The sequence below is a fragment of the Streptomyces sp. NPDC001604 genome (assembly GCF_042893475.1).
Classification (GTDB): Bacteria; Actinomycetota; Actinomycetes; order Streptomycetales; family Streptomycetaceae; genus Streptomyces.
The window spans coordinates 60,479-86,517 of sequence record NZ_JBIAUY010000008.1; the positions used below are offsets into that span (position 1 = coordinate 60,479).

The window sequence follows — 26,039 nt, forward strand, 5'->3', positions numbered from 1 at the left end:
TGGGCCCAGTCATGGCCCAGTTCATGGACCAGTGATGGCCCGCTGAGCGGCCACATAGTTCTCGAAAGGGATGTCCCGGGGGATGAGCAGCGCTACGAGCACTCGGCGCGGTCGCCGCGCACAGCAGCAACAGGGAGGGCCCGGCGACAGACGTCGTACACCCGCCGCTCCTGCCGCCCCCGCCGCCGCGTCGCCGCGCACGCTGCCCCGCCCCGGCGGTCTGGGTCCGGTGCGGTTGCAGCAGCTCATCCTCGTGGAACTCGCGGCCGCGGTCATGCTGGCCGCCTGGGCCGCCGACACCTCCTGGCTGCTGGCCCCGGCCGGTGCCGTGGCGGTGCTGCTGCTCCTGCTGGCGGTGCTGCGCCGGGGACGCCGGCCGCTGCCCGAGTGGTACGAGACGACGCGCGCGATGCGGCAGCGCCGGCGCGACGCCAAGCTGCCCGTCCCGCCCGGGACCGACGCGATGCTGGCACCGGTCGTGGAGTGCGACCCGGCCCTGCGGACGTACAACTTCGTGTCGCGTGACAACCGGGCGATCGGCATGATCGGCGACGGGACCTTTCTGACCGCCGTCCTCTTCGTGCAGCCGGCCGACGAGCCGCTGCGGCCCGCAGCCGCCCACCGTCAGCTGCCGCTGCGGCTGATCCAGGACGCCCTGGAGGTCGACGGGATCCGCCTCGCCTCCGCGCAGGTCGTGCAGCACACCCAGCCGGCGCCCGCGCCGCATCTGCCCGCGCAGTCGCTCGCCGCGCGCTCGTACGGCCCCCTGCAGGCGCAGGTCGGTTCGCCCGCGCTGCGGCTGACCTGGGTCGCCCTGAAGCTCGACCCGGAGCTGTGCCCGGAGGCGGTGCAGGCGCGCGGCGACGGTGTTCCCGGGGCGCAGAAGGCGCTGCTGCGGGTGGCGGACCAGCTGTCCAGCCGACTGGCCGGCGCCGGTTTCAAGGCGACCATCCTCGACGAGAACGAGCTGGTGCAGGCGCTGGCGACGTCCAGCTGCCTCAACCCGCGCGCCAACGCGCAGCACGGCCAGGAGGGACGGGCGCCCCAGCGCCGTACCGTCGAAGCGGTGAAGTCCTGGCGGGTCGACGACCGGTACCACGCGACCTACTGGGTCTCCCGCTGGCCGCAGTTGGGCAACGGCGGTGTGGCGCTGCCCGAGCTGGTCACGCGGCTGACCTCGCTGCCGGTGCTCGCCACGACGTTCAGCATGACCCTGAGCAAGGCCGGCAACCGCGGTGTCTCGCTCACCGGGCACATCCGGGTCACGGCCCGCGGTGACAGCGAACTCGGCCAGGTGGGACGGGAGTTGGAACGGGCCGCCAGTGCCGCGAAGGCCGGTCTGGTCCGTCTCGACCGGGAGCAGGTCCCCGGAGCTCTCGCCACCCTGCCGCTCGGAGGTACCTACTGATGTCCTACCCCCCGCAGACCATGCCACCGGGACAGCAGGGCCGCACCCCCGGCCGTACGACGCCGGCCCACGTGGCCTCGCCCACCGACACCGGCATGATCCCGATCATCCGGCAGCCGGAGACCCCGCAGCAGCAACGGCGCATCGTCAGCCCGGGGTTCGGGCTGCGCGGCCCGCGCCGCAACCGCCATGTCGTCACCGCCGACGAACTCGCGGCGATCAGCATGCCCATCGGTGACGACGGGGTGCTCATCGGCACCGACCCGGATGCGCAGCCGGCGGTGCTGGGGCTGTCCCGGCCGACCGCCTTCGACGTCGTCCTCGTGGGTGGTCTGTGGCTCGCCCAGGTGCTGGCGCTGCGTGCCGCCGCGACGGGCGCGCGCGTGGGCGTCGAGACCGGACGTCCGCAGGTCTGGCAGCAGTTGGCGCAGGCGGCGGGCGGCGGCCAGCAGTGCGTGACGGTCTATCCGGTCGGCCGGGTGCCCGCGCAGGGGCCGTCGGTGTCGAGTCCGGTGGTGCTGATCCGGGACTGCGGTGTGCGCCCGCCGCGCGGGCGGGTGACCTCGGTGCCGTGGCAGGCCGTGGTGACGGTCCTGCCGTACGTCAGTGAGCACGCGCCGCGTTGGCTGGCTCAGGCGCAGCTGGTCGGCATCCAGCGGATCTCGCCGCAGGAGATCGAGGTCGTACGCGACACCCTGGGCGTCCCGAACGAGCATCTGCAGCACCTGCCGGCACTGCACGAGGGTGCCGCTCTGTGGTGCACCCGCAAGCACCACAAGTTCGTGATGACCGAACCCACCGATGCGGAGACGGGCCTGCTCGGCGTGGCCCGACGGATGGACTGACGCGCCCCCGTCACCGAGGTAAGGGTGCGAACGGTGCGAACCGGCCGCACCCGTGAGGCTGTTGAGTTCGCACCCATGGGGGCTTTTCCGTCCCGCCATGTGAGTGATTAGGCTTCTGGTGGTGCGGTGACGATCGCAGTCGCGTGGGACTCGCCACTCGGTCCGCCCGGCCGCGACGACGACCAGCTCAGCAGCAGTGGCTGACCAGGAGGCAAGCAGTGAACAGGGATCGGTCCGAGTACAACGGCGGCAGCCCTTCCTCGGACGGGGACGATCACGAGGTGGACCTCACGGGCGAGTTCGAGATCGTCTACGAGCCGCCCGCCTGGTACGCCCAGAGCACGCAGGGTGGCTCCTCGTCCGGCGGCCAGCAGGACGGCGGGCGGCAATCGCCGCCGCCCCCGAGCGGGCCGCCCATCGGAGCACCCACGGGACCCCCGGGCGTCACACCGCAGCGTCCCGCGCCACCCGCCCCCGCACCGGCACAGCCGCCCGCCCAGACCGCACCGCAGCAGCCCGCACCGCCGTCGCAGCCCACGCAGCCCGCACCGGCCCAGGGCACGGGTGGCTACGGATTCCCGCCGCAGCAGTCCGCGCCGGCCACCGCCCCCGCGACGACGCCCGGCGGATACGGCTACCCCCAGCAGACGGGCGCGGTCGCCCCGCCCCAGCCCGGCCAGGACACGTCCGGCGGTTTCGCGGCACCGCAGCAGCAGCCGCCGGCCGCGCCCCAGCAGCCGACGCCCACGCCGCCGCCCGTCGCGCCCCAGCAGCCGACGCCCACCCCGCCGCCCGTCGCGCCCCAGCAGCAGGCGCCTGCCGCGCCGTCGGCCGCCGCGCCCGGCTTCCCGGCGCTGCAGCCGGTCGACGAGGACGCCCAGACCGCCACCCCGGCGGCCGGCGTACCGGCGGCCGCCCCCGAGCAGCCGGAGGCCGAGCTCAACCATGCGGCCGCCGATGCCGAGGCGGCGCGCCTGTTCGGCGGTGGCGACGACGAGGTCGAGTCGGAGGAGCAGCACGGCGACGAGCCGGAGCCGGCCGACCCCGCCGCGTCCGCGGCCGGTGCCGACGAGCCGGCGCCCGAGACGGACTCCCCCGCTTCGGCGACTGCGGAAGCAGAACCGGAGGCCGAGGCGGCGCCCGCCGCTCCCCCGCCCCCGCCCGTCGCCCAGCCGCAGCCGCAGCCCACCGCGCAGGCCCCGACCCCGCCCCGGGCCGCACCGGGACTTCCCCCGCTGCCGCAGGGCTTCGCACCCGCACACCCCGGCCAGGCGGTCCCGCAGCCGGACCCGCAGGCCGCGGCCGGTTACGGCTACCCGCAGCAGCCCGGCCAGCCCCCTGTCCAGCCGCAGCCGGGTCAGCCGGCCCACCAGACGCCGCCGCAGGGCGCGTTCGGCCCGGCCCAGCCGCAGCCCGGATACCCGGCGCAGGGCGGACAGCCCGCACCGGCCGACCCGCGCCAGGCCGCCCAGCCGGGACAGCCCCAGCCGCAGGCCGCCGGATACGGCTACCCGCAGCAGCAGCCGCCCCAGGCCGCCCAGCCGCAGCCCGCACCGCCGCAGGCCCCCGGTTACGGCTACCCGCCGCAGCCCGAGCAGGCCGGTTACGGCTACCCGCCCCAGCAGCCGGGCTACGGCTATCCGCAGCCCGCCCAGCAGCAGCCCGCACCGCAGCAGCAGCCTCCGGCGCAGCCCCAGCCCCCGCAGCAGGCGCCGCAGCCGCAGCCGCCCCTGCAGCAGCAACCCGGTGCGTACGGCAACCAGGGCTGGACCGCCCCGCCCGGCCCGCAGGCCGGACCCGGTGCGCCCCCGCAGCAGCAAGCCGCGCCGGGGACCCCGCTCGGCTACAACGCCGCCGTGGAGCTCTCCTCCGACCGGCTGCTGCGCAACCAGCCGAAGGCCCGCAAGAACAACCAGGCCCCCTCGCGCTTCAAGCTCGGCGCCAAGAAGGAGGCGGCGGAGCGGGAGCGGAAGCTGGGTCTGATCCGTACGCCGGTGATGTCCTGCTACCGGATCGCGGTGATCAGCCTCAAGGGCGGCGTCGGCAAGACCACGACGACCATGTCGCTCGGTGCCACCCTCGCCACCGAGCGCCAGGACAAGATCCTGGCGATCGACGCCAACCCGGACGCCGGCACGCTCGGCCGACGGGTCCGGCGCGAGACGGGCGCGACCATCCGCGACCTCGTCCAGGCGATCCCGCAGCTGCACAGCTACATGGACATCCGCCGCTTCACCTCGCAGGCGCCCTCGGGCCTCGAGATCATCGCCAACGACGTGGACCCGGCGGTCTCCACCACCTTCAACGACCAGGACTACCGCAGCGCGCTCGACGTGCTGGGCCGGCAGTACCCGATCATCCTCACCGACTCGGGCACCGGTCTGCTCTACAGCGCGATGCGCGGGGTCCTCGACCTCGCCGACCAGCTGATCATCATTTCCACCCCCTCGGTGGACGGTGCGAGCAGCGCCTCGACCACGCTCGACTGGCTGTCCGCGAACGGCTTCGCCGATCTCGTGCAGCGGTCGGTCACCGTGATCTCCGGTGTCCGCGAGACGGGCAAGATGATCAAGGTGGAGGACATCGTCGCGCACTTCGAGACCCGCTGCCGCGGTGTCGTCGTGATCCCCTTCGACGAGCACCTCGCGGCGGGCGCCGAGGTGGACCTCGAGATGATGCGTCCCAAGACCCGCGAGGCCTACTTCGATCTCGCGGCCCTCATCGCCGAGGACTTCGCCCGCACCCAGCAGGGCTTCGGCAACCCGCACATGCAGTACCCGCAGCAGCCCCAGCAGGGCTACGCACCCCCGCCGCAGGACCCCCAGCAGCAGCTCTACGGCCAGGGCGGCGCCCCGCAGCCGGGGCAGGGCTGGGGGCAGCCCCCGCAGCAGCCGGCTCCGGGCCAGGGCTGGCAGCAGCAGCCGCCCCAGGACCCGCAGCAGGGGCAGCAGCCGCAGCCGGGCGCGATGCCGCCCGGCTGGACCCAGCAGTAGTACGGCAACGACGAAGGGCGGCCGGTGCCCGAGAGCACCGGCCGCCCTTCGTCGTCGTAGAAACGCTTTCCGAAACGCTTTCCGGTACGGCTAGTCGGCGGCCGTCACCAGTTCGCGGCACCGCTTCACGTCCTCGGCCATCTGCTCCAGCAGGGCCTCCAGGGAGTCGAACCTCGCCTGGCCGCGGACGTAGGCCAGGAAGTCGACGGCCACGTGCAGGCCGTACAGATCGAGGCCCACGCGGTCGATGGCGTACGCCTCCACCATGCGCTCGGTGCCGTCGAACTGCGGGTTCGTGCCGACGGAGATCGCGGCCGGCATCGCCTCGCCCTGGACGTGCAGCCAGCCGGCGTAGACGCCGTCGGCCGGGATCGCGGTGTGCGGCAGAGTCTCGACATTGGCGGTCGGGAAGCCCAGCTCACGGCCCCGCTGCGCGCCCCGTACGACGACGCCCTCGACGCGGTGCGGGCGGCCGAGGATCTCGGCCGCGCCCTCGACGTCGCCCTCGGCGACCAGACGCCGGGTGAGGGTGGACGAGAACGGCTCGCCGCCGCCCGCCTCACCGCGCACGTACAGATCGACGACCTCGACCTCGAAGTCGTAGACCTTGCCCTGCTCGGCGAGGAACTCGACGTTCCCCGCGGCCTTGTGGCCGAAGCGGAAGTTCGGGCCCTCGACGACCGCCTTGGCGTGCAGCTTGTCGACCAGGACCTTGACGACGAAGTCGGCCGGCGACAGCTTCGAGAACTCGGTGGTGAAGGGGAGGATCAGGACCGCGTCCACGCCCAGGTCCGCCATGAGTTCGGCGCGGCGGTGGTGCGGGGCCAGCAGCGGCGGGTGGCTGCCGGGGCGGACGACCTCGCTGGGGTGCGGGTCGAAGGTGACGACGACGGACGGGATGCCCAGTTCGCGTGCGCGGTCCACAGCATGCCGGATGATCAGCTGGTGACCGCGGTGGACTCCGTCGTAGGAGCCGATGGTGACGACGCTGCGCCCCCAGTCCTCGGGGATGTCCTCCAAGCCACGCCAGCGCTGCACTGTGACCGCTCCTCGAACCCGTGTCCGTGTCTACCGACCTCTTACGCAGGTCTAAGGGTGCCATGCCCGGGCCTGGCGGCCCGCATCGGCCTAGCGCTCCGCGGGTAGTGCCGCGATGGGTCGTCTTGTGACTGCGGCGTCGTCGTGGCTGGTCGCGCCCCGCGGCGGAGCCGCATGTCGGTGCAGCCCCGCGCCCCTGAGAGGGGCGCTCACGCCCGCCAAGTTCTTGATCATCCGGCGGGTGCTCGGGCCCACCACCGCCGACCAGGTCTGCGGGGCCTCGGTGAGCCAGCCGGTCATGCGGGCGGCGAAGCCGGGGAGCTGCCGGGCGAGGTCGACCAGGCCGCGGTCGAAACGGGCCGCGCCGTCCGGGGTGCGGACGAGGAGCAGTCCGGTGCGGTGCACCAGCTCGCGCGCGTCGTCGCCGGCGTGCCGGGCCGCGGTGTGCAGCAGGGTGTCCAGGACCGCGGGGGCCTGTTCGTGGGTCAGGAGGAAGTCGAGGAGTTCGCGGCGCAGGACGCGGGAGGCGGGGGTGCCGGGAGCGGCGAGTACGGCGGCGAGCGCGGCCCGCACCTGCTCCGGGCCGCCGTCGAGCAGACCGGTGACCAGGGGGAAGAGCACGGCGCGGGCCTCCGGTCCCTGGTCGAGCCGCCGGTCGACGTACGCGGCCACGTCGGCGGCGGTCTCCGGGCGCCGCTCCACCGCCTCCCGCACCAGCGTGGCGACCCTGCGGGCCAGCGGGGGCGTGGTGACGTCGGCGAGCGTGCGCAGCGCCTGGCCGGCGTCCGGGCGGCGCAGACGCTCACGGAAGGCGTCGAGGACCGGTTCCGGATGTGTGGTCAGGGCGGCGACCAGTGCGCTCGCCGGGAAGTGCGGGTCTCCGTCGGCGAACTGCCGCAGCGCCTGCGGGAGATGGCGGGCACGCGTGCGTGGGTCGCGTACGAGAAGGGCGAGCGCACCGCCGTGCAGGGTGCAGTCGGCGGGTCGGGCGAGGAGGGCGAGGGCCGCGTAGCGCAGGAGTTCGCGGTCGGCGTCGGTACGGACGTGGGGTGCGGCGCGCAGGCCGTACGCCACGGCCGCGACCCGCCGCGCGGGCCGCTCGTCGTGCGCCCATCGGTCAACGGCCCGGCAGATGGTGGACGGCTCGTCCTCCGCGAGTACGGCGAGCAGTTCGTCCGCCCTCGGGTGCGCGCTCTCGACCAGCACCTCGGTCAGGTCGTCCAGAGCGAGGTGCCGGTGGGTGTGCAGCAGCGCCTGCGCCGCTTCGGCGACGGTCGCGTGCGGGGTCGCGGGGAGCGGGCGGTCGTCGTCGAACCAGCGGGTGAGGAGGGGTTGCAGGGCGGTGGGATCGTCGGCGAGGAGCTGGGAGACGGCGTCCAGGTAGCGGGGGCCGGTGTCCTGCGGGGGGCCGTCGGCGAGGAGCAGATGGCGCAGCAGGTCGAGGCGTTCGGTCTGCGGGAGCGGCAGGGCGGTCCAGAAGCCGGGGGCGAAGGGGTCCGTGGCGGCGAGTACCGGACGGGAATCGTCCCTGGCTTCCCGGGGGTTGAGACCCTCGTGACGGCGTGCCGCCACGAGACGGTCGGCGAGCCGTCGCAGGACCGCCAGGTACGGGGTGGCGTCCGGCACCCGCAGCAGGGTCTCGGTGAGGAGGCGGGCGGGCCACCAGGAGTGCGGGTCCGCATCCAGGACGTTGGCCAACTCCTCCATTCTTACGGCGAGTTGGGCGGGCCCCTCCTGACGGGCGAGGAGCAGCAGGGCCTCCACGACGGGGCCGATGCGGTGGTGCGGTACGGGGATGGCGTGGGTGCCGCCGTCAGGGGTGTGGCTGTGGTGGACCAGGGTGCGCAGGGCCTCGTCGAGGTCGAGGTGCATGCCCTGGAGCCAGTCGGCGAGTTCCTCGTGGGCGAAGCGGTAGCCGGTGCCGGCGGGGACGAGCAGGCCCTCGGTGAGGACCGCCGACGCCCAGCCGGTGCCGCCGCCCAGCCTCGCGGGGGCCGCTCCCCAGGGGAACACCGCCTCGAAGGTCTTCCGGTCCAGCTCGCCCTGTCCGGGGCCGAGGCTGCGGCGGGCTGCCTCGTGGACCTGACCGGAGACCTTTGCGGCGAGGCGGCGTACGGCGGTGCCGCGCAGGCCGTTCTCGGCGGCCAGTCTGACGGCGATGCGCAGGCACATCAGGTCGAGGTGGGCCGCGAGGACGTCGTTGCGGTCCACGCGGGCGGTGGGGGCGTCCTGGAGGGCCGCGTGGATCTCCGAGAGGAGGCGGAGGGTGAGGGGGTGGCGGGCGTCGGGGGCCTCGAGGGTGCCCTCGGGGATGCGGTAGCGCGCGCGGGCTCTGCGGGCCTCGTCCTCCGTGAGGTCGCCGAGGCGTACGCAGGGCATGTCGCCCCCGCCGCCCCTACCCGTCCCGTCCCTGGGGGCTGCCGCCCCCAGACCCCCGCTTTCGGCCTGAACGGCCTCGTCCTCGAACGCCGGACGGGCCGAGGTGTTCCGCCCGGCCGAGAAGACCTCCCAGTACTCCGCCCTGCACGCCACGATCAGCTGCGTTCCCGTCTCCCGCAGCCATTCCGCCGTTCCCTCGGTCCACTCCGGTAGCCGGTGGGTCAGGGCGGGCGGCATTTCCTCCGGGCCGTCCAGGAGGAGGAGCAGGGGGCGGTCTGCTGTGCGGGCGGTCTGGGCGAGGCGGTTCGGGCCGGTGTCGCCGAGGGCGGCGGCGCAGGTGGACTTCGCCGTCGCGACGATGCGGGCGGCGCGGGCCAGTGCGCGGGCGGCCGCGTCCGCGACCGAGGTGTCGTCCTCCTTCAGGTCGGCGCCGCGCAGCCACAGCGTGGGGGCCGGTTCGGGGCCGCGGTTGCGGCGGGCTGCGAGGGACGCGAGTTCCGTCGTACGACCGCTGCCCGGTGGCCCGACGAGGCCGAGGACGGCGTCCGGGCCCTGCACGAATGCGGCCAACTTCCTTGCCGTGTCCGTTCGTTCGACCGGCTCGACGCCCGTCCGGCCGACGCAGCCCTCCAGCGTCCCCCCAGGGCCGTCCTGGCCCACCGACGTGGCCGTCAGCTCCAGTACGCCGGCCAGGTTGAGGTCGGCTCCGTACGCGGGCACCGTCGCCGCGTTCAGGGCCAGCAGTTCGCCGAGCGGGCCGCTCGGTGCGGGACGGAGCGGGACCGCGAAGCCGACGTCGCGGTGGCCGGAGTGCAGTGCGGTGCCGAGGACGGCGACGACGGCGCCGGTCTCGGCGTCCAGGACCGGCCCGCCGGCCGCCCCGCCGCCCAGCCGCAGCGCGTCCCGGCCGGTTGTGCCGATGGCCAACTCCAGGGCCTCGTCGAGGAGATGGAAGCGGTCCGTCGCCGCATACGTCACGGAGGTCGCGCCGAGCACGCGTGCCTCGCGCCAGCAGCCGGCGGCGAGGCGGACGTATCGGCCGGTCTCGACCCGGTCCCGGACCGTGACCGGCAGCGGTTCGACACCGAGACCCTCGGTGCGTACGAGGGCCAGGTCCAGATCGGGCAGCGGGGTCACCGCGTCCGCGGTCACCAGGCAGGTGCGGTCGTCGGCCGTGTGCAGGACCAGCCTGGGCAGCCCGTCGACGGCCTCGTGGCTGGTGATGACGGTGCCGTGGTGGTCGGCGACGAAGCCGGTGCCGCGGGGGCGGCCGGCGAGGTCGTGGACGCGGACCAGGGCGGTGTCACCGGCGGTCGGTTCCCCGGCAGGGGTGTGCCCCGTTCGCGTATCCTCCGGCGGCCGGTGTCCGCCCCCGGTCCGCGGGCCCCGTACCGCCATGTTCGAGCCTCCCCGCCGTACATCTGTGCCCTCGGTTCGACGTTAGGGCCACGATGATCAGCGGGACAGATCCCTTGGCGAACGCGCCCCCTTCCGCTCCCTCGATTCACTCCGAGCGCCTGCCCGGACGGGTGAACAGGCGGGGGTCCGTGGATACACCCTAGGGGTGGGGGAACCGAGGGGGGACCGTGGAGCGGCGGCACAACCCCGTGACGCCGCTCCACGGGCAAAGCACCCAGCGGTTCGGGAGCGCCCCTTCAGGGGCGCGGGGAACTGCGCGACAAGCCACGACGGCGCAGCAGACGAAAGATGCCCCGGCGCGGCACAACCAGCGGAGCGCCTAGCCGAAGACGGCCAGGCTCTTCGCCTTGCCCTTCTGTTCCTCGACGAGCGCGAGGAAGCGCCCCTCGGGGTCGAAGACGGCCACCGGGCCGCCGCCCGCGTACACCTCGGGCATCTCCAGCCGTACGCCGTTGGTGAGCAGCCGGGCCCGCTTGGCGTCCACGTCCCAGCGCTGGAACGCGGCCGTGGCCGCCTCGGCGATCGGCATCACCGTCAGCTCCTGCTGGAGCTCGTCGAGCGTCTTCGCCGCGTCCAGCTTGTACGGGCCGACGCGGGTGCGGCGCAGCGCGGTGAGGTGGCCTCCGACGCCCAGACCGGCGCCCAGGTCGCGGGCCAGGGCCCGGATGTAGGTGCCGGACGAGCAGACGACGGAGACCACCAGGTCCAGCACCGGGGTGCCGTCCTCCGCGACGGCGTCCCGGAGGTCGTACACCGCGAAGGACGAGACGGTGACCGGGCGGGCCGGGATCTCGAACTCCTCGCCCTCACGCGCCCGCTTGTAGGAGCGCACACCGTCGATCTTGATGGCGCTGACCTTGGACGGGACCTGCATGATGTCGCCGGTGAGCTTGGCGATCCCGGCGTCGACGGCCTCGCGGGCGACCTTCGAGGCGTCTGTCGACCCCGTGATCTCGCCCTCTGCGTCGTCGGTCAGGGTCGTCTGCCCGAGGCGGATCGTGCCCAGGTACTCCTTCTCGGTCAGCGCGAGGTGACCGAGCAGCTTGGTGGCGCGCTCGACGCCGAGGACGAGCACGCCCGTCGCCATGGGGTCGAGGGTTCCTGCGTGCCCGACGCGGCGGGTGCGGGCGATGCCGCGCATCTTGGCGACCACGTCGTGCGAGGTGAAGCCCGACGGCTTGTCCACGATGACAAGCCCGTCGGGCGTCCGGTTCTTCTGGGTCATTCGGCGGTGTCGTCCGTCTCGTCCTCGTCACCCGGCTTCTTGTACGGGTCCGCCTCACCGGCGTAGGTGGCGCCGGCCGAGACCTCGCGCACCTTCTGGTCGGACTGGCGGGCCTTGTCGAGGAGGTCCTCGATGGTCCGGGCGGTGTCCGGCAGGGCGTCCGCGACGAAGGTCAGCGTCGGCGTGAACTTCACGCCCGCGGCCGCGCCGACCGCGGAGCGGAGCACGCCCTTGGCGCTCTCCAGACCGGCGGCCGCGGCCGCCCGCTCCTCGTCGTCCCCGTACACCGTGTAGAAGACGGTCGCCTCCCTCAGGTCCCCGGTGACCCGGGTGTCCGTGATGGTGACGTGCGAGCCGAGCCGCGGGTCCTTGATCCCACGCTGCAGCTTCTGGGCCACCACCTCTCGGATGAGGTCCGCCAGCCTCTTGGCACGCGCGTTGTCGGCCACTGGTCCGTCTCCTTAAGTGCTTACTTCTTGCTTCAGTCTTCGTCGCTGTGGAGCCTGCGTCGAACCGAGAGCAGTTCCACCTCGGGCCGCCCGGCGACCAGCCGCTCGCAGCGGTCCAGTACGTCGGAGAGGTGTCCCGTGTCCCCGGAAACCATCGCGAGGCCGATCTCGGCCCGGCGATGGAGGTTCTGACTGCCCGTCTCCGCCACGCTCACCGCGTACTTGCGCTGGAGCTCGGCCACTATCGGACGGACGAGAGAGCGTTTCTCCTTGAGCGAGTGGACGTCGCCGAGGAGCAGGTCGAAGGACAGAGTCCCCACATACATGTGTGTCCGGATGTCCCGCCGGTTCGGGGTACGGGCGCCACGCTTCGACGCCGATACGGGAACCGTACACGCAACGGCCGGGGCCGATCGACGGAAATTCCGTGGAGGAACTTCCCCGCCGATCGGCCCCGATCGCGTGCTGGATCAGACGCGCGGCTTCTCGCGCATCTCGTACGTCGCGATGACGTCGTCGACCTTGATGTCGTTGAAGTTGCCGAGGTTGATACCGCCCTCGAACCCTTCGCGGATCTCGGTGACGTCGTCCTTGAAGCGACGCAGACCCTCGATGTTGAGGTTCTCCGCGACCACCTTGCCGTCGCGGATGAGGCGCGCCTTGGTGTTGCGCTTGACCTCGCCGGAGCGGATGAGAACACCCGCGATGTTGCCCAGCTTGGACGACTTGAAGACCTCGCGGATCTCCGCCGTACCGAGCTCGACCTCCTCGAACTCCGGCTTGAGCATGCCCTTGAGGGCCGCCTCGATCTCCTCGATCGCCTGGTAGATGACCGAGTAGTAGCGGACGTCCACGCCCTCGCGCTCGGCCATCTGCGCCGCGCGGCCCGCCGCACGGACGTTGAAGCCGATCACGATGGCGTCCGAGCCCATCGCCAGGTCGATGTCCGACTCCGTGACCGCACCGACGCCGCGGTGCAGGACGCGGATGTCGACCTCTTCGCCGACGTCCAGCTGGAGCAGGGAGGACTCGAGAGCCTCGACGGAACCAGAAGCGTCACCCTTGATGATGAGGTTGAGCTGCTGGACCTCGCCGGCCTTGAGCACCTTGTCCAGGTCCTCGAGGGAGACACGGCGCGTGCGCTTGGCGAACGCGGCGTTGCGCTCACGGGCGGCGCGCTTCTCGGCGATCTGACGGGCCGTACGGTCCTCGTCGACCACCAGGAAGTTGTCGCCCGCACCCGGGACGTTGGTCAGGCCCAGGACCTGGACCGGCGTCGACGGGCCTGCCTCGGTGACGTTGTTGCCGTTGTCGTCGAGCATGGCGCGGACCCGGCCGTAGGCGTCGCCCACGACCATCGTGTCGCCGACCCGCAGGGTGCCTCGCTGGACGAGGACCGTCGACACGGCACCGCGGCCGCGGTCGAGACGGGACTCGATGGAGATGCCCTGCGCGTCCTGGTTCGGGTTGGCCCGCAGGTCGAGCGAGGCGTCCGCGGTGAGGACCACGGCCTCCAGCAGGGAGTCGATGTGCAGACCCTGCTTGGCGGAGATGTCGACGAACATCGTGTCGCCGCCGTACTCCTCGGCCACCAGCCCGTACTCGGTGAGCTGACCGCGCACCTTGGTCGGGTCGGCGCCCTCGACGTCGATCTTGTTGACCGCGACGACGATCGGGACGTCGGCCGCCTTGGCGTGGTTGAGCGCCTCGACCGTCTGCGGCATGACGCCGTCGTTGGCCGCGACGACCAGGATCGCGATGTCGGTCGACTTCGCACCACGGGCACGCATGGCGGTGAACGCCTCGTGACCCGGGGTGTCGATGAAGGTGATCTTGCGCTCTTCGTCGTTGACCTCGGTCGCGACCTGGTAGGCACCGATGTGCTGGGTGATGCCGCCGGCCTCGCCCGCGATGACGTTCGTCTTGCGGATGGCGTCGAGCAGTCGGGTCTTACCGTGGTCGACGTGACCCATGACGGTCACGACCGGCGGACGGACGACCAGGTCCTCCTCGCCGCCCTCGTCCTCGCCGAACTCGATGTCGAAGGACTCGAGCAGCTCGCGGTCCTCCTCCTCGGGGCTGACGATCTGAACCTCGTAGTTCATCTCGCCCGCGAGGAGCTGCAGCGTCTCGTCGGAGACGGACTGCGTGGCCGTGACCATCTCGCCCAGGTTCATCATGACCGCGACGAGCGACGCCGGGTTGGCGTTGATCTTCTCCGCGAAGTCGGTGAGGGAGGCACCGCGCGACAGGCGAATGGTCTCGCCGTTGCCGCGAGGCAGCATCACGCCGCCGACCGACGGGGCCTGCATGGCCTCGTACTCCTGGCGCCTCTGCCGCTTCGACTTGCGACCGCGACGCGCGGGACCGCCGGGACGACCGAAGGCGCCCTGCGTGCCACCACGACCGCCCGGACCGCCGGGACGACCGCCGAAGCCGGGACGGCCACCGCCGCCACCACCGGGGCCGCCGGGACGACCGGCGAAGCCGCCGCCACCGCCACCACCGGGACCGGCGGGACGACCGGCGAAGCCGCCGCCACCGCCACCGGGACGACCGGCGAAGCCGCCACCGCCGCCGGGACGACCGCCGCCGCCACCGGGACGACCGCCGCCGCCGGGACCGCGGCCGCCGGGGCCACCGCCGCCGGGACGCGGGCCGGCAGCCGGACGCTGCGGCATCATGCCGGGGTTGGGACGCGGGCCGCCGGGGCCGCCGCCGGGACGGGGGCCGCCGCCCTGCGGGCGGGGCATGCCGCCCGGGGTCGGACGCGGGCCGCCCGGAGCCTGCGGACGGGGACCGCCCGCCGCACCCTGGGGACGCGGACCACCCTGGCCGGCACCCTGCGGGCGCGGAGCGCCACCCGGGGCACCCGGGCCGCCGGGACGCGGAGCGCCACCCGGACGGGGCGCCTGGGGGCGCGCCATGCCGGTGGAGCCACCGGAGGTGAAGGGGTTGTTGCCCGGACGGGGACCGGCCGGACGGGCACCGGGACGCGGAGCGCCGCCACCCTGGCGCGGGGCGCCACCGGGACGGTCGCCGCGCTCACCACGGCCCTGGCCGCCCTGAGCGGGGCCGCCGGGACGGGCGCCCGGACGCGGGGCCTGGCCTGCCGGACGCGGGGCGCCCGGACGCGGGCCGGAGCCCTGGCCCTGGGAGGCAGCCGGGGCGGCGGGAGCCGCCGGAGGCGCCGTGAACTCGGGCGTGGTCGGAGCCGGGGACGCCGGAGCGGGCCGCGGCGCGGGCTTCGGGCCCGGGGTGGGACGGGGGCCGGGAGCGGCCGGCGCGGCGGGAGCCGCGGGCTTCTCGGCGGCGGCCGGCTTGGGGGCCGGCGGGCGCGGGGCGGCCGGACGGGCGGCCTGCGCGGGAGAGGGGGCTGCCGGACGAGCCGGGGCAGCCTTGCGTGCGGGGGCGGACTTGCCGCCTCCGTTGCCCTGCTGGAGGGCGTCCGTCAGCTTACGGACGACGGGCGCTTCGATGGTCGAAGACGCCGAACGGACGAATTCACCGAGTTCTTGGAGCTTGGCCATGACGACCTTGCTCTCAACCCCGAACTCCTTGGCGAGTTCGTATACCCGGACCTTAGCCACTTCGCTCCTTTTAGGTCCGGGTTGCGGCCGGACCGTCGCTACTTCATGGGCGTACTCATCGCGTGCTCATCGAGTGCTCATCGCAATCTCGACCTACTTCCAACTCGCGGGGTACCAGGGCCGCACGGGGGTTCCGCACGACCGCGTCTTACGGTGTTGCCTGCTCGACATAGAGGCGCAACGCCTTTGTGTCGAGCGCTCCCGGGGCGCGCAGCGCCCGCGTGAACGCCCGGCGGCGTACCGCCAGGTCGAGACAGACCAGGGCGGGGTGCACATAAGCACCCCGGCCGGGCAGCGTACCGCGATGATCGGGGACACATTCGCCCTCGACCGCCACGATGCGCAGCAGATCCTTCTTGGCCGCTCGCTGCCTGCACCCCACACAGGTGCGCTCAGGGCATGCGCGGGCGCGCGTCCGGCCAGACACTCTTAAGTCTACCTCCCCGTGGCGACCTCACCCCTTTGGGGCAAGAATCGAACAGTTCCGCGCATACAACTGTCGTGATCTGAGCCATCCGCGGCTTGGATCTATTCCCCGCGCTGCTCCGCACGCTGGTCCTCGGCCGGCTCGGTGTCCGGGCGGATGTCGATCCGCCAGCCGGTCAGCCGGGCCGCGAGGCGGGCGTTCTGCCCTTCCTTGCCGATCGCCAGGGACAGCTGGTAGTCCGGCACCGTCACGCGCGCGGAGCGGGCGGCGAGGTCCACGACCTCCACCTTGGAGACCCGGGCGGGCGACAGCGCGTTGGCGACCATCTCCGCCGGGTCGTCCGACCAGTCGACGATGTCGATCTTCTCGCCGTTCAGCTCGCCCATGACGTTGCGCACACGCCCGCCCATGGGGCCGATGCAGGCGCCCTTGGCGTTCAGGCCCGAACGGGTGGACCGTACGGCGATCTTGGTGCGGTGACCGGCCTCGCGGGCGATCGCGGCGATCTCCACGGAGCCGTCGGCGATCTCCGGCACCTCCAGGGCGAAGAGCTTCTTCACCAGGTTCGGGTGGGTGCGCGAGAGGGTCACGGACGGGCCGCGGACGCCCTTCGCCACCCGTACGACGTACGAGCGCAGTCGCATGCCGTGCGGATACGTCTCGCCCGGCACCTGCTCCTGCACCGGCAGGATGGCCTCCAGCTTGCCGATGTCCACGAGCACGTTCTTCGGGTCGCGGCCCTGCTGGACCACTCCGGTGACGATGTCGCCCTCACGGCCGGCGTACTCGCCGAGCGTCGCGTCGTCCTCGGCGTCGCGCAGCCGCTGCAGGATGACCTGCTTGGCGGTGGTGGCGGCGATACGGCCGAAGCCGGACGGGGTGTCGTCGAACTCGCGGGGCTCCTGCCCCTCCTCGAGGTCCTCGGGATCCTCCTTCGCCCACACCGTCACGTGGCCGGTCTCCCGGTTGAGCTCCACGCGCGCGTGGCGGCGGCTTCCCTCGGTTCGGTGGTAGGCGATGAGGAGGGCCGACTCGATCGCCTCGACCAGCAGGTCGAAGGAGATCTCCTTCTCCCGTACCAAGCCCCGCAGGGCACTCATGTCGATGTCCACGGCTACGCCTCCTCTTCCTTCTCGTTCTTGCGGTTGAACTCGACCTGCACGCGCGCCTTGTCGATGTCCGAGAAGGCGAGTCTGCGGCTGGTGGGCCTGCGGCCCTTCACCCCGGGCACCTCGAGATCGAGGCCTTCGTCGTCGACCTTCAGGATCCTGGCGACCAGTTCGCCGCCCTCGGTCAGCTGGAACTTCACCAGCCGGTCGACCGCGCGCACGTAGTGCCGGTGCTCGGTGAGGGAGCGCTCCGCGCCCGGGGTTCCGACCTCGAGGGTGTACTCGCCCTCGCCCATCGCGTCCGTCTCGTCGAGCTTCGCCGAGAGCGCGCGGCTCACATCGGCGATCTGGTCCAGATCGGCACCGGTGTCGGAGTCGACGACCACGCGCAGCACCCGCTTGCGTCCGACGGAGTCCACTGCGATCTCTTCGAGATCCAGGCCCTGGGAGGTGACGAGCGGTTCCAGGAGCTCTCGCAGCCTCTCGCTCTGGGTGGTGCTCATCCGGGTGACTCCTCGGCCGCGTGTGCTGTTGTGGGATGGGTCGCGTGTCTGGTCAAAGGGTATCCGGTCGCAAGGTGTGTTGCCGTACACGTACGGACGTGCGGTGCCGGGTGCCTCCGGCGGTGGTGCCGGGTCGCCTATTGGCTGGGGAGCTGTGGCCTATTGGGCGAGTGCGGGTTGTGTGTGGCTTGTCGCGCCCACGCGGCGGAGCCGCATGTCGACACAGCCTCGCGCCCCTTCAGGTGGCTGTCGAGCCGGTGACATGACTGCGACGGATGCGCGGGTACCGTGATCACACGCGGGGCGCTCTTCCCGCGAGCGTGTTCGTTCGAGCCCCCCGAGGACGTCAGCCGTGCCGTACCCCCCGCCCTTGCGCGCCCCCTCGGGGCCGCGCAGAAGATCCGTGCTCGCTTCGGCCGCCGGGGCCGCCCTGTTGGTGGGTTGCTCCGGTGGGGAGTCCGAGCAGAGTGCCGGTGGCAGCCCCTCGGTCACGGAGAAGGCACGCGCGCGTGCGGCGCGGGACAGCGTGGGGCTGCTCGGGCGGTACGACGCCGTGATCGCCGCGCATCCTGCCGTGGCGGAGCGGCTGGGGGCGCTGCGGGCGGAGGTCGGCCGGCATGTGGAGGCCTTCGGGGGGACGGTGGCGGAATCCTCCCCCACGGCGACGGAACCGGCTTCGCCCTCCGCCGCCGTACCCGTGAACCAGAAGGACGCCCTCGCCGAGCTTGCCGCCGCCGAGCGGGCCCTGGCCGACCGGCGGATCGCGGCGCTCCTCGACGTGCCGGGCGAGTTGGCGCGGCTGCTGGCCTCGGTGGCGGCGGCCGGGGCGGCGCATGCGTATCTGCTGACGGAGGGTGCCGGGTGAGCCGGGAGAAGGAGCTGAAGGCCCTGCAGGCGGCGCTGGCCGCCGAGCATGCGGCGGTGTACGGCTACGGGGTCGTCGGCGGGCGGATCCGCGCGGGACGGCGTACGGAGGCCCGGGCGGCGTACGACGCGCACCGGGCCCGACGGGACGCGCTCACCCGCGAGGTACGGGACCTGGGCGGCACGCCGGTGGCCGCGGCCGCGGGGTACGCGCTGCCGTTCCCGGTGCCGGACTCGGCCGCGGCCGTGCGGCTGGCCACCGAGCTGGAGGACCGGGTGGCCGGGGTCTACTCCGACCTGGTGCGGGCGACCGTCGGCGAGCGGCGGCGGGCTGCCGCCGGGGCGCTGCGGGAGGCGGCGGTGCGGGCGGTGCGCTGGAGCGGCGAGAGCGTAGCCTTCCCTGGGCTCGCCGAGCGGGCGGCCACCGCCCCGGCCTCGCCGGCCCCCACGGCGTAACGCGTACTGGAAGGAACGACTCGCGCATGGTTTTCGCACCGCCGCAGCGTCTGGTCAGGGCGCTCGGTGAGACGGCACCGGACGGCGACGACTGGCTGGAGAAGCTGCCCGAGGCGGCCCGGCAGGCGGTCGAGCTGCGCGAGTTGACCGTGGAACGGGTGCAGGTGCCCGGCGGCCGAAGCAGCCTGGTCGTGCTGGTGCGGCGCCCCGACGGGACGCCCGCCGTGCTGAAGCTGGCCCCGCCCCGGGCCCGTCCGGAGAGCGAGCGGGCCGCGCTGGCGCACTGGGGCGGTACGGGCGCCGTACAGCTGGTCGAACCGTTCACGACGGAGGGCGTGTTGCTGCTGGAGCGGCTGCATCCGGATGTGTCGGTGCGGTCGTTGCCGGAGGCGAAGGCGCTGCTGGAGGCGGCGGGGACGTTGCGGCGGCTGTGGGTGGAGCCACCTGCCGACGAGGGCGCGCATGTCTTCGAGACCGTGGCCGAGCGGACCGGGCGGCAGGCCGAGGCCATGCGGGCGACCGCGGCGGGCTTCGCCGAGGTGGCCGTGTTGGTCGACGCCGCGGTCGCCGCCCGCGAGGAACTGCTGGCGGATCCGCCCGAGCAGCGGCTGCTGCACGGGACGTTTCGGCAGAGCAAGGTGCTGGCCGGCGAGCGGATGCCGTGGCTGGCCGTGGGGCCCGATCCGGTGGTGGGTGAGTGTGCGTTCGATCTGGCTCGGTTGGTGCGGGACCGGGTGGAGGATCTGATCGCCTCGCCGGCGGGGGCGGCGACGACGCGGCGGCGGGTGAAGCGGCTTGCCGAGTCGTTGGATGTGGATCAGGAGCGGTTGCGGGGGTGGACGTTGTTCCGGGCTGTGGAGTCCGGGGTGCGGGCGCTTCGGGTGGGGCGGGGCAAGGACGCGGAGCTCCTGCTCGAGTTCGCCGGGTGGCTTTAGGGCGATTCAGCTCGGGAGTGGAGGTTGTTTGCGGGCTGCGGGTTCGTGGGGGCTTGGCGCTCCCCCGCTCTCGGCTTCGCTCGAGCGGGGGCAGTTCGCTCGCCCTGCGCCCCCATGAGGGCCGTACGGACTTCGCTCATGCACACCGAGCGCCGGCACTGCGGGGATCAGGTGGTACGGGCGCTGTGTGCCTGCTGGGCGAGTCGGCGGACGGCGAGTTCGGCGAGCAGGGCGGCGCCGTCGGACAGCACCGCGTCGTCGAAGGCGGCGAGCGGGGAGTGGTTGGTGGGGGCGGTCTCCGGGTCGCCGGTGGCGTCGGCGCCCAGGAAGACGAAGGCGCCCGGCACCCGGTCCAGGATCCGGGAGAAGTCCTCCGAGCCGGTGATGGGGTCGGTGAGCTGCTCGAAGCGCTCCTCCCCGAAGGCCTCGCGGACGGTGTCGGCGACGAAGTCGTGTTCGCCGGCGTCATTGACCGTGACCGGGTATTCGGGGACGAAGTCGACCTCGGCGGTGAGGCCGTGGGCGGTGGCGATGTCCTGGCAGAGGCGTACGGAGACCTCCGCGATGCGTTCGGCGGCGGCCGGCGAGAAGGTGCGGACGGTCGCCTCGAAGGCCGCGTCGTCGGGGATGATGTTGCGCCGGGTGCCGGCGTGGAAGGTGCCGACGGTGACCACGACCGGGTCGAACACGTCGAAGCGCCGGGTCACCATCGTCTGCAGCGCGGTGACCATCTCGCAGGCCGCCTGGATCGGGTCGAGGGAGTCGTGCGGGCGGGAGCCGTGGCCACCGGCGCCGACCACGCGCACATGCAGGCCCGCCGAGGCCGCCATCAGCGGGCCGGGGCGGGAGGCGAAGACACCGGTCGGGTACGACGACGAGCTGACGTGCAGTCCGTAGGCGGCGTCGACGGGACGTCCCGCCGCATCCAGCACACCCTCCTGGACCATGTGCCCGGCGCCGTCCCAGCCCTCCTCCCCCGGCTGGAACATGAACACCACGTCCCCGGCGAGGCTCTCGCGCCGGTCCGCGAGCAGCCGGGCGGCGCCGACCAGACCGGCCGTGTGCAGGTCGTGACCGCAGGCGTGCATGGCGCCCGCGATCCGGGAGGCGAACTCCGCGCCGGTGCGCTCGGTGACGGGCAGAGCGTCCATGTCGCCGCGCAGCAGTACGACGGGGCCGCCGGGCGCAGCGCCGCCGCGCAGCACGGCCGTGACGGAGGAAAGCGAACCGCCGGTGCTGATCTCCAGCGGCAGTCCGTCCAGCGCGGCCAGCACCTTCTCCTGTGTGCGCGGCAGGTGCAGCCCTATCTCCGGCTCCCGGTGCAACGCCCGGCGCAGGACGGCCAGTTCACCCTGGAGCTCACGCGCGTCGTCTCTCAGGCTCATCCCTCTCCCCTCACCCACGCACCGACTGTCACATGTATTGCCCATGTGGTCGGAAATGATGAGGGAACGACTCGGCGTCGTGCGGAAATTGGCGAAATAGCTCCGCGCGCCTTCAGGACGCTCCCGAGACGGAGACGTTCCCGAGGAGTTGCGCCTCAGGCGCTGAGGCGGGCGATCGCCTCGTCCACCGTCAGCTCCTCGCGCTCGCCTGTCTTGCGGTCCTTCAGCTCCAGGACGCCCTCGCCGGAGCGGCGGCCGGCGACCAGGATCTTCGGTACGCCGATGAGTTCGGCGTCCGTGAACTTGACGCCCGGTGAGACGCCCGCCCGGTCGTCGACCAGGACGCGCAGACCGGCCGCCCGCAGCTTCTCGGAGACGTCGAGGGCGAGCTCGATCTGCAGGGCCTTGCCCGCGGCGACGACGTGCACATCGGCCGGGGCGACCTCGGCGGGCCAGCACAGGCCCTGCTCGTCGGCGGTCTGCTCGGCGAGGGCCGCGACGGCGCGGGAGACGCCGATGCCGTAGGAGCCCATGGTGACGCGGACGGGCTTGCCGTTCTGGCCGAGGACGTCGAGCTTCAGGGCGTCCGCGTACTTGCGGCCGAGCTGGAAGATGTGGCCGATCTCGATGGCGCGGTCCAGCTTGAGGCCGGTGCCGCACTTGGGGCACGGGTCGCCCTCCTGGACGACCACGACGTCGACGTACTGGTCGACCTCGAAGTCACGGCCCGCGACGACGTTCCTGGCGTGCGTGGCCGCCTTGTTGGCGCCGGTGATCCAAGCGGTGCCGGGGGCCACGCGCGGGTCGGCGATGTACTTGACCTTCTCGCCGCGGCCCTGCGGGCCGACGTAGCCGCGGACCAGGTCGGGGCGGCCCGCGAAGTCCGCCTCGGTGACCATCTCGACGACCCCCGGAGCGAAGTGCGCCTCGACCTTGTCCATGTCCACCTCGCGGTCACCGGGGACACCGACGGCGACGATCTCTCCGTCGACCTTCACGAGGAGGTTCTTCAGGGTGGCGGAGGCGGGGACCTCCAGGAAGGCGGCGAGGGTCTCGATGGTGGGGGTGTCGGGGGTCGGGATCTCCTCCAGCGCGGGCACGCCTTCGGCGTCCACCGGCTTGAGCTCGTAGGTGATCGCCTCGGTGTTGGCCGCGAAGTCGCAGTACGGGCAGTCCGCGAAGGTGTCCTCGCCGGCCTCGGCGGGGGCGAGGAACTCCTCCGACTTGGAGCCGCCCATCGCGCCCGCGGTCGCGGCGCAGATGCGGTAGTCGAGGCCGAGGCGCTCGAAGACGCGCTGGTAGGCCTGGCGGTGCAGGGCGTAGGACTGGGCGAGGCCCTCGTCCTCGGTGTCGAAGGAGTACGAGTCCTTCATCAGGAACTCACGGCCGCGCAGGATGCCGGCCCGCGGGCGGGCCTCGTCACGGTACTTGTGCTGGATCTGGTAGAGGATGACCGGCAGGTCCTTGTAGGAGGACGCCTGGTCCTTCACCAGCAGGGTGAAGATCTCCTCGTGGGTGGGACCGAGGAGGTAGTCGCCGCCCTTGCGGTCCTGGAGGCGGAACAGCTCGGCGCCGTACTCGTCCCAGCGGCCCGTGGCGTCGTACGGCTCCCGCGGCAGCAGGGCGGGGAGCAGCACCTCCTGGGCTCCGATCGCGTCCATCTCCTCACGGACGATCCGCTCCACGTTGGCGAGGACCTTCTTGCCGAGGGGCAGCCACGACCAGATGCCGGCCGCCGTGCGGCGCACATAGCCGGCCCGGACGAGCAGCTTGTGGCTGAGGACCTCGGCGTCCGCCGGGTCGTCACGCAGCGTCTTCGCCATCAACTGGGACATGCGCTGGACCGGTGCGTTCGCCATGGTTCTCGTACTCCTGCCGGGAAACGGTGATGGCATGGAGGTTAGCCGGGCTTGCTGTGCCGGTGGAAATCCGTTAACGACGCCGCAGGGGCAGGGGGGCGCCCATCACGGCGTACGGCTTCGGGGCGCTCGGGAAGAGGACCTGGCGGGCCAGGTCCTGGTAGCCGAGGGAGCGGTAGAGGCCGCGGGCCGGGCTGTCGACGTCGATCGCCGACAGGATCGAGCGGGGCTCGGTGGCACCGTCCGTGATGGTCGTGATCAGGGAGCGGCCGATGCCGCGGTTCTGGTGGCGCGGGTGCACGTGCAGCTCGGTGATCACGAAGGAGTCGTCGAGCCAGCCGTCGTGTCCCTGCGCGCGGAGGTACGGCTCGACGACCGTGGACCACCAGTGGGTGCGGTCGTTCGGCATGCCGTAGACGAAGCCGACGAGGCGGCCTTCTACGGTGGCGCCGAGCGCGCGGGCTCCCGGGTAGGTCATGTGCCGCAGAACGATCTGCCGGCGTACGGCGACCTCGTCGGCGCCGAGTCCGAAGGCCAGGGCCTGCACTGCAAGGGCCTCGTCGACCCGGGCGGTCAGGTCGAGGGGGCCGATCACGACGTCTTCGGGATGGCGGTGTCCGTGACCGGGAAAGCGCAGCATGCCGGGGAGACTACAGGTCTCGTACGGGGCTCAGAACAGCGCTGTGAGCTGCGGCGGGAAGTCCGGCCGGAAGTGCGGCTAGAAGAGAACGCTCATGAAAGCGCCGACCTCCTGGAACCCCACCCGCTGGTACGCCCTTCGCGCGGGGGTGTTGAAGTCGTTGACGTAGAGGCTGACGATCGGGGCCACGTCCGCCAGCGCGTAGCGGAGGACCGCGGCCATGCCCGGTGCGGCGATCCCCATTCCCCGGTACTCGGGGGCGACCCACACCCCCTGGATCTGGCAGGCCTGGGGGGTGGCGGCGCCGATCTCCGCCTTGAAGACGACCTTGCCGTTCTCGTCGAGGCGGGCGAACGAACGGCCCGAGCCGACGAGTTCCGCGACCCGGGCCTGGTACAGCAGCCCGCCGTCCCCGGCCAGCGGTGAGACGCCGACCTCCTCGGTGAACATCGCCACGCAGGCCGGCATGATCGTCTCCATCTCGTCCTTGCGGATGCGGCGGACGTACGGATCCGGGGCGATGTCGGCGGGCATGCGGTCGGTGACCATGAGCGGCTGGTGGGCGCGGACCTCGCGGGCCGGGCCCCAACTGGGTTCGAGCAGGCGCCAGAGCTGGGTGGTGGACTCGACGGGGCCGACTATGGACGAGCAGCGGCGGCCGACCCTGCGGGCGCGGTCGGCGAAGGCGCGCACGGCGCGCGGACCGGCGCAGATCGGGACGAGGTTGGCGCCCGCGTAGCACAGGGAGGTCAGCATGCCCTCCTCGTAGAAGCCCCACATCTCGCCGCCGAGCCGCCACGGGTCGAGGCCCGCGACCTGGACCCGGGAGGTCACGAAGGCGTTTGCGACCGGCTCGCGGTCGAGGACGGCGAGCGCGGCGTCCAGGTCGCTCGGTTCGAGCACCCGTGAGGTGGTCTGCGTCAACACGTGCGGGCCTCATCGTGAGGTTCTGCTGATCTCCGCACTGTACCTGCGGAAGCCGGGCGGTGCTGCCCCCGGTTGGCGTACTGCCCGTCGCCCAGTGGGCCTTGGCTGCTGTGCCGTCACTGGGTGCTGCCGCCCCCAGGCCCCCGCTCATCGGCCTGAACGGCCTCGTCCTCAAACGCCGGACGGGCTGAAAAGAGCAAGCCCGCACCGGCGCTCGAGAAGTGTCCTCAGCCCGCCACCGAGACCGACGGCTCGCCCGACGGGGTGCCGTCCGCCTCCATCTGTTCGGCCAGCTTCATGGCCTCCTCGATGAGGGTTTCCACGATCTTGGACTCGGGGACCGTCTTGATGACCTCACCCTTGACGAAGATCTGGCCCTTGCCGTTGCCGGAGGCGACGCCGAGGTCGGCCTCGCGGGCCTCGCCGGGGCCGTTGACGACGCAGCCCATGACGGCGACGCGGAGGGGGACCTCCATGCCGGTCAGGCCCGCCGTGACCTCCTCGGCCAGCTTGTAGACGTCGACCTGGGCGCGGCCGCAGGACGGGCAGGAGACGATCTCCAGGCCGCGCTGCTTGAGGTTCAGGGACTCCAGGATCTGGTTGCCGACCTTGACCTCCTCCACGGGGGGCGCGGAGAGGGAGACGCGGATGGTGTCGCCGATGCCCTGCGAGAGCAGTGCGCCGAAGGCGACCGCCGACTTGATCGTGCCCTGGAAGGCGGGCCCGGCCTCGGTCACGCCGAGGTGGAGGGGGTAGTCGCACTGGGCGGCGAGCTGCTTGTAGGCCTCGATCATCACGACCGGGTCGTTGTGCTTGACCGAGATCTTGATGTCCCGGAAGTCGTGCTCCTCGAAGAGGGACGCCTCCCAGAGGGCCGATTCGACCAGGGCCTCGGGGGTCGCCTTGCCGTACTTCTGGAGCAGGCGGCGGTCGAGGGAGCCGGCGTTGACGCCGATGCGAATCGGGGTGCCGTGGTCCTTGGCGGCCCGCGCGATCTCCTTGACCTTGTCGTCGAACTGCTTGATGTTGCCGGGGTTGACGCGGACGGCCGCGCAGCCCGCCTCGATGGCCGCGAACACGTACTTCGGCTGGAAATGGATGTCGGCGATGACCGGGATCTGCGACTTCTTCGCGATGGTGGCGAGCGCGTCCGCGTCGTCCTGCGTGGGGCAGGCGACGCGCACGATCTGGCAGCCGGAGGCGGTGAGCTCGGCGATCTGCTGGAGGGTCGCGCCGATGTCGGACGTACGGGTCGTGGTCATCGACTGCACGGACACGGGCGCGTCGCCGCCGACCGCCACGGATCCCACCTGGATCTGCCTGCTCTGCCGACGCTCGGCAACCCTGGTCGGAACGGACGGCATGCCGAGAGAAATCGCAGTCATCTGCTGTGCAACCCCAAGTCGTGGATCAAGGTCCGGTCCCGGATCATCGGGCTCCAGGCTTCGCTTCGAGATTACGGCACCGGCGCGGGCCCCAGCACGCCCCCACCTCGAACACACCCGGTGGGGGGACGCCCTCGCCCGTAAACCCACTCATGGGAAGGCGGCCCGGCACAAAGCGTGTCGGGCCGCCACAAACTCCGCGT

General features: G+C 72.6%; 20 protein-coding genes. 6 read left to right on the plus strand and 14 right to left on the minus strand.

The window, feature by feature from the left end:
- Positions 1-82: 82 nt before the first annotated feature.
- The 3 genes from eccE (at position 83) to ACFY1E_RS22755 (ending at position 5,246) form a co-directional block, all read left to right on the plus strand.
- Positions 83-1,408: a type VII secretion protein EccE gene (gene eccE / locus ACFY1E_RS22745; protein ID WP_389078788.1), complete on the plus strand. Its 1,326-nt coding sequence runs from the start codon at positions 83-85 to the stop codon at positions 1,406-1,408.
- Positions 1,408-2,253, plus strand: coding sequence for a hypothetical protein (locus tag ACFY1E_RS22750; RefSeq protein ID WP_389078791.1), 846 nt, complete (start codon positions 1,408-1,410; stop codon positions 2,251-2,253). The genes eccE and ACFY1E_RS22750 overlap by 1 nt, the downstream gene beginning before the upstream one ends.
- 218 nt (positions 2,254-2,471) lie before the next feature.
- Positions 2,472-5,246 carry an SCO5717 family growth-regulating ATPase gene (locus tag ACFY1E_RS22755; RefSeq protein WP_389078793.1) on the plus strand — a complete coding sequence of 925 codons (2,775 nt, stop codon included), beginning with the start codon at positions 2,472-2,474 and terminating at the stop codon, positions 5,244-5,246.
- 90 nt (positions 5,247-5,336) lie between these two features.
- On the opposite strand, the gene ACFY1E_RS22760 is transcribed toward ACFY1E_RS22755, so the two are convergent.
- The 9 genes from ACFY1E_RS22760 to rimP all read right to left on the minus strand — a co-directional run bounded on the left by ACFY1E_RS22760 (position 5,337) and on the right by rimP (position 17,385).
- The gene (locus ACFY1E_RS22760) at positions 5,337-6,284 is read right to left on the minus strand and encodes a bifunctional riboflavin kinase/FAD synthetase (RefSeq protein ID WP_389078796.1); all 948 of its coding nucleotides are present in this window, start codon (positions 6,282-6,284) and stop codon (positions 5,337-5,339) included.
- 90 nt (positions 6,285-6,374) lie between these two features.
- Positions 6,375-10,061, minus strand: a complete 3,687-nt coding sequence (locus ACFY1E_RS22765) for a trypsin-like peptidase domain-containing protein (RefSeq protein ID WP_389078798.1) — start codon at positions 10,059-10,061, stop codon at positions 6,375-6,377.
- A gap of 340 nt (positions 10,062-10,401) precedes the next feature.
- Positions 10,402-11,307: a tRNA pseudouridine(55) synthase TruB gene (gene truB, locus ACFY1E_RS22770; protein WP_389078801.1), complete on the minus strand. Its 906-nt coding sequence runs from the start codon at positions 11,305-11,307 to the stop codon at positions 10,402-10,404.
- A complete protein-coding gene (gene rbfA, locus ACFY1E_RS22775) occupies positions 11,304-11,756 on the minus strand; it encodes a 30S ribosome-binding factor RbfA (protein ID WP_344404750.1) in 453 nt (150 codons plus the stop codon). The genes truB and rbfA overlap by 4 nt, the downstream gene beginning before the upstream one ends.
- Positions 11,757-11,788: 32 nt before the next feature.
- Positions 11,789-12,082 (minus strand): DUF503 domain-containing protein, encoded by a 294-nt coding sequence (locus ACFY1E_RS22780; RefSeq protein WP_242775834.1) that lies wholly within the window; start codon positions 12,080-12,082, stop codon positions 11,789-11,791.
- Positions 12,083-12,226: 144 nt separating this feature from the next.
- Positions 12,227-15,346, minus strand: coding sequence for a translation initiation factor IF-2 (gene infB, locus ACFY1E_RS22785; protein ID WP_389078805.1), 3,120 nt, complete (start codon positions 15,344-15,346; stop codon positions 12,227-12,229).
- A 148-nt stretch (positions 15,347-15,494) separates the two neighbouring features.
- Positions 15,495-15,773, minus strand: a complete 279-nt coding sequence (locus ACFY1E_RS22790; protein ID WP_185124210.1) for a YlxR family protein — start codon at positions 15,771-15,773, stop codon at positions 15,495-15,497.
- A gap of 101 nt (positions 15,774-15,874) precedes the next feature.
- Positions 15,875-16,885, minus strand: a complete 1,011-nt coding sequence (nusA, locus tag ACFY1E_RS22795; protein WP_351480224.1) for a transcription termination factor NusA — start codon at positions 16,883-16,885, stop codon at positions 15,875-15,877.
- Positions 16,886-16,887: 2 nt separating this feature from the next.
- Entirely contained in the window at positions 16,888-17,385 is a 498-nt protein-coding gene (gene rimP / locus ACFY1E_RS22800) for a ribosome maturation factor RimP (RefSeq protein WP_389078807.1), read from the minus strand.
- 352 nt (positions 17,386-17,737) lie between these two features.
- On the opposite strand from rimP, the gene ACFY1E_RS22805 reads away from it, so the two are divergent.
- From ACFY1E_RS22805 to ACFY1E_RS22815, 3 genes are read left to right on the plus strand one after another with little or no spacing between them, the layout of a single operon-like run.
- A complete protein-coding gene (locus ACFY1E_RS22805) occupies positions 17,738-18,250 on the plus strand; it encodes a hypothetical protein (protein ID WP_389078810.1) in 513 nt (170 codons plus the stop codon).
- A complete protein-coding gene (locus tag ACFY1E_RS22810) occupies positions 18,247-18,705 on the plus strand; it encodes a ferritin-like domain-containing protein (protein ID WP_389078812.1) in 459 nt (152 codons plus the stop codon). The genes ACFY1E_RS22805 and ACFY1E_RS22810 overlap by 4 nt, the downstream gene beginning before the upstream one ends.
- A 26-nt stretch (positions 18,706-18,731) precedes the next feature.
- Positions 18,732-19,640, plus strand: a complete 909-nt coding sequence (locus ACFY1E_RS22815) for an aminoglycoside phosphotransferase family protein (protein ID WP_389078815.1) — start codon at positions 18,732-18,734, stop codon at positions 19,638-19,640.
- A gap of 167 nt (positions 19,641-19,807) precedes the next feature.
- Here the strand turns inward: ACFY1E_RS22815 and ACFY1E_RS22820 are convergent, their stop codons facing one another.
- The 5 genes from ACFY1E_RS22820 to ispG all read right to left on the minus strand — a co-directional run bounded on the left by ACFY1E_RS22820 (position 19,808) and on the right by ispG (position 25,836).
- Entirely contained in the window at positions 19,808-21,025 is a 1,218-nt protein-coding gene (locus ACFY1E_RS22820) for a M20 family metallopeptidase (RefSeq protein ID WP_389078817.1), read from the minus strand.
- A gap of 155 nt (positions 21,026-21,180) precedes the next feature.
- Entirely contained in the window at positions 21,181-22,884 is a 1,704-nt protein-coding gene (locus tag ACFY1E_RS22825) for a proline--tRNA ligase (RefSeq protein ID WP_389078820.1), read from the minus strand.
- A 73-nt stretch (positions 22,885-22,957) separates the two neighbouring features.
- Positions 22,958-23,524, minus strand: a complete 567-nt coding sequence (locus ACFY1E_RS22830) for a GNAT family N-acetyltransferase (RefSeq protein ID WP_389078822.1) — start codon at positions 23,522-23,524, stop codon at positions 22,958-22,960.
- A gap of 78 nt (positions 23,525-23,602) precedes the next feature.
- The gene (locus ACFY1E_RS22835) at positions 23,603-24,451 is read right to left on the minus strand and encodes a GNAT family N-acetyltransferase (protein ID WP_389078825.1); all 849 of its coding nucleotides are present in this window, start codon (positions 24,449-24,451) and stop codon (positions 23,603-23,605) included.
- Positions 24,452-24,678: 227 nt separating this feature from the next.
- A complete protein-coding gene (ispG, locus tag ACFY1E_RS22840) occupies positions 24,679-25,836 on the minus strand; it encodes a flavodoxin-dependent (E)-4-hydroxy-3-methylbut-2-enyl-diphosphate synthase (protein ID WP_115905551.1) in 1,158 nt (385 codons plus the stop codon).
- Between the last annotated feature and the right edge of the window lie 203 nt (positions 25,837-26,039).

Bases quoted from the DNA above. Each gene is read 5' to 3' on its own strand.
- eccE (WP_389078788.1), top strand. From the start codon at position 83: ATGAGCAGCGCTACGAGCACTCGGCGCGGTCGCCGCGCACAGCAGCAA.
- ACFY1E_RS22750 (WP_389078791.1), top strand. From the start codon at position 1,408: ATGTCCTACCCCCCGCAGACCATGCCACCGGGACAGCAGGGCCGCACC.
- ACFY1E_RS22765 (WP_389078798.1), bottom strand. From the start codon at position 10,061: ATGGCGGTACGGGGCCCGCGGACCGGGGGCGGACACCGGCCGCCGGAG.
- truB (WP_389078801.1), bottom strand. From the start codon at position 11,307: ATGACCCAGAAGAACCGGACGCCCGACGGGCTTGTCATCGTGGACAAG.
- ACFY1E_RS22780 (WP_242775834.1), bottom strand. From the start codon at position 12,082: ATGTATGTGGGGACTCTGTCCTTCGACCTGCTCCTCGGCGACGTCCAC.
- rimP (WP_389078807.1), bottom strand. From the start codon at position 17,385: ATGAGCACCACCCAGAGCGAGAGGCTGCGAGAGCTCCTGGAACCGCTC.
- ACFY1E_RS22815 (WP_389078815.1), top strand. From the start codon at position 18,732: ATGGTTTTCGCACCGCCGCAGCGTCTGGTCAGGGCGCTCGGTGAGACG.
- ACFY1E_RS22820 (WP_389078817.1), bottom strand. From the start codon at position 21,025: ATGAGCCTGAGAGACGACGCGCGTGAGCTCCAGGGTGAACTGGCCGTC.
- ACFY1E_RS22825 (WP_389078820.1), bottom strand. From the start codon at position 22,884: ATGGCGAACGCACCGGTCCAGCGCATGTCCCAGTTGATGGCGAAGACG.
- ACFY1E_RS22830 (WP_389078822.1), bottom strand. From the start codon at position 23,524: ATGCTGCGCTTTCCCGGTCACGGACACCGCCATCCCGAAGACGTCGTG.
- ispG (WP_115905551.1), bottom strand. From the start codon at position 25,836: ATGACTGCGATTTCTCTCGGCATGCCGTCCGTTCCGACCAGGGTTGCC.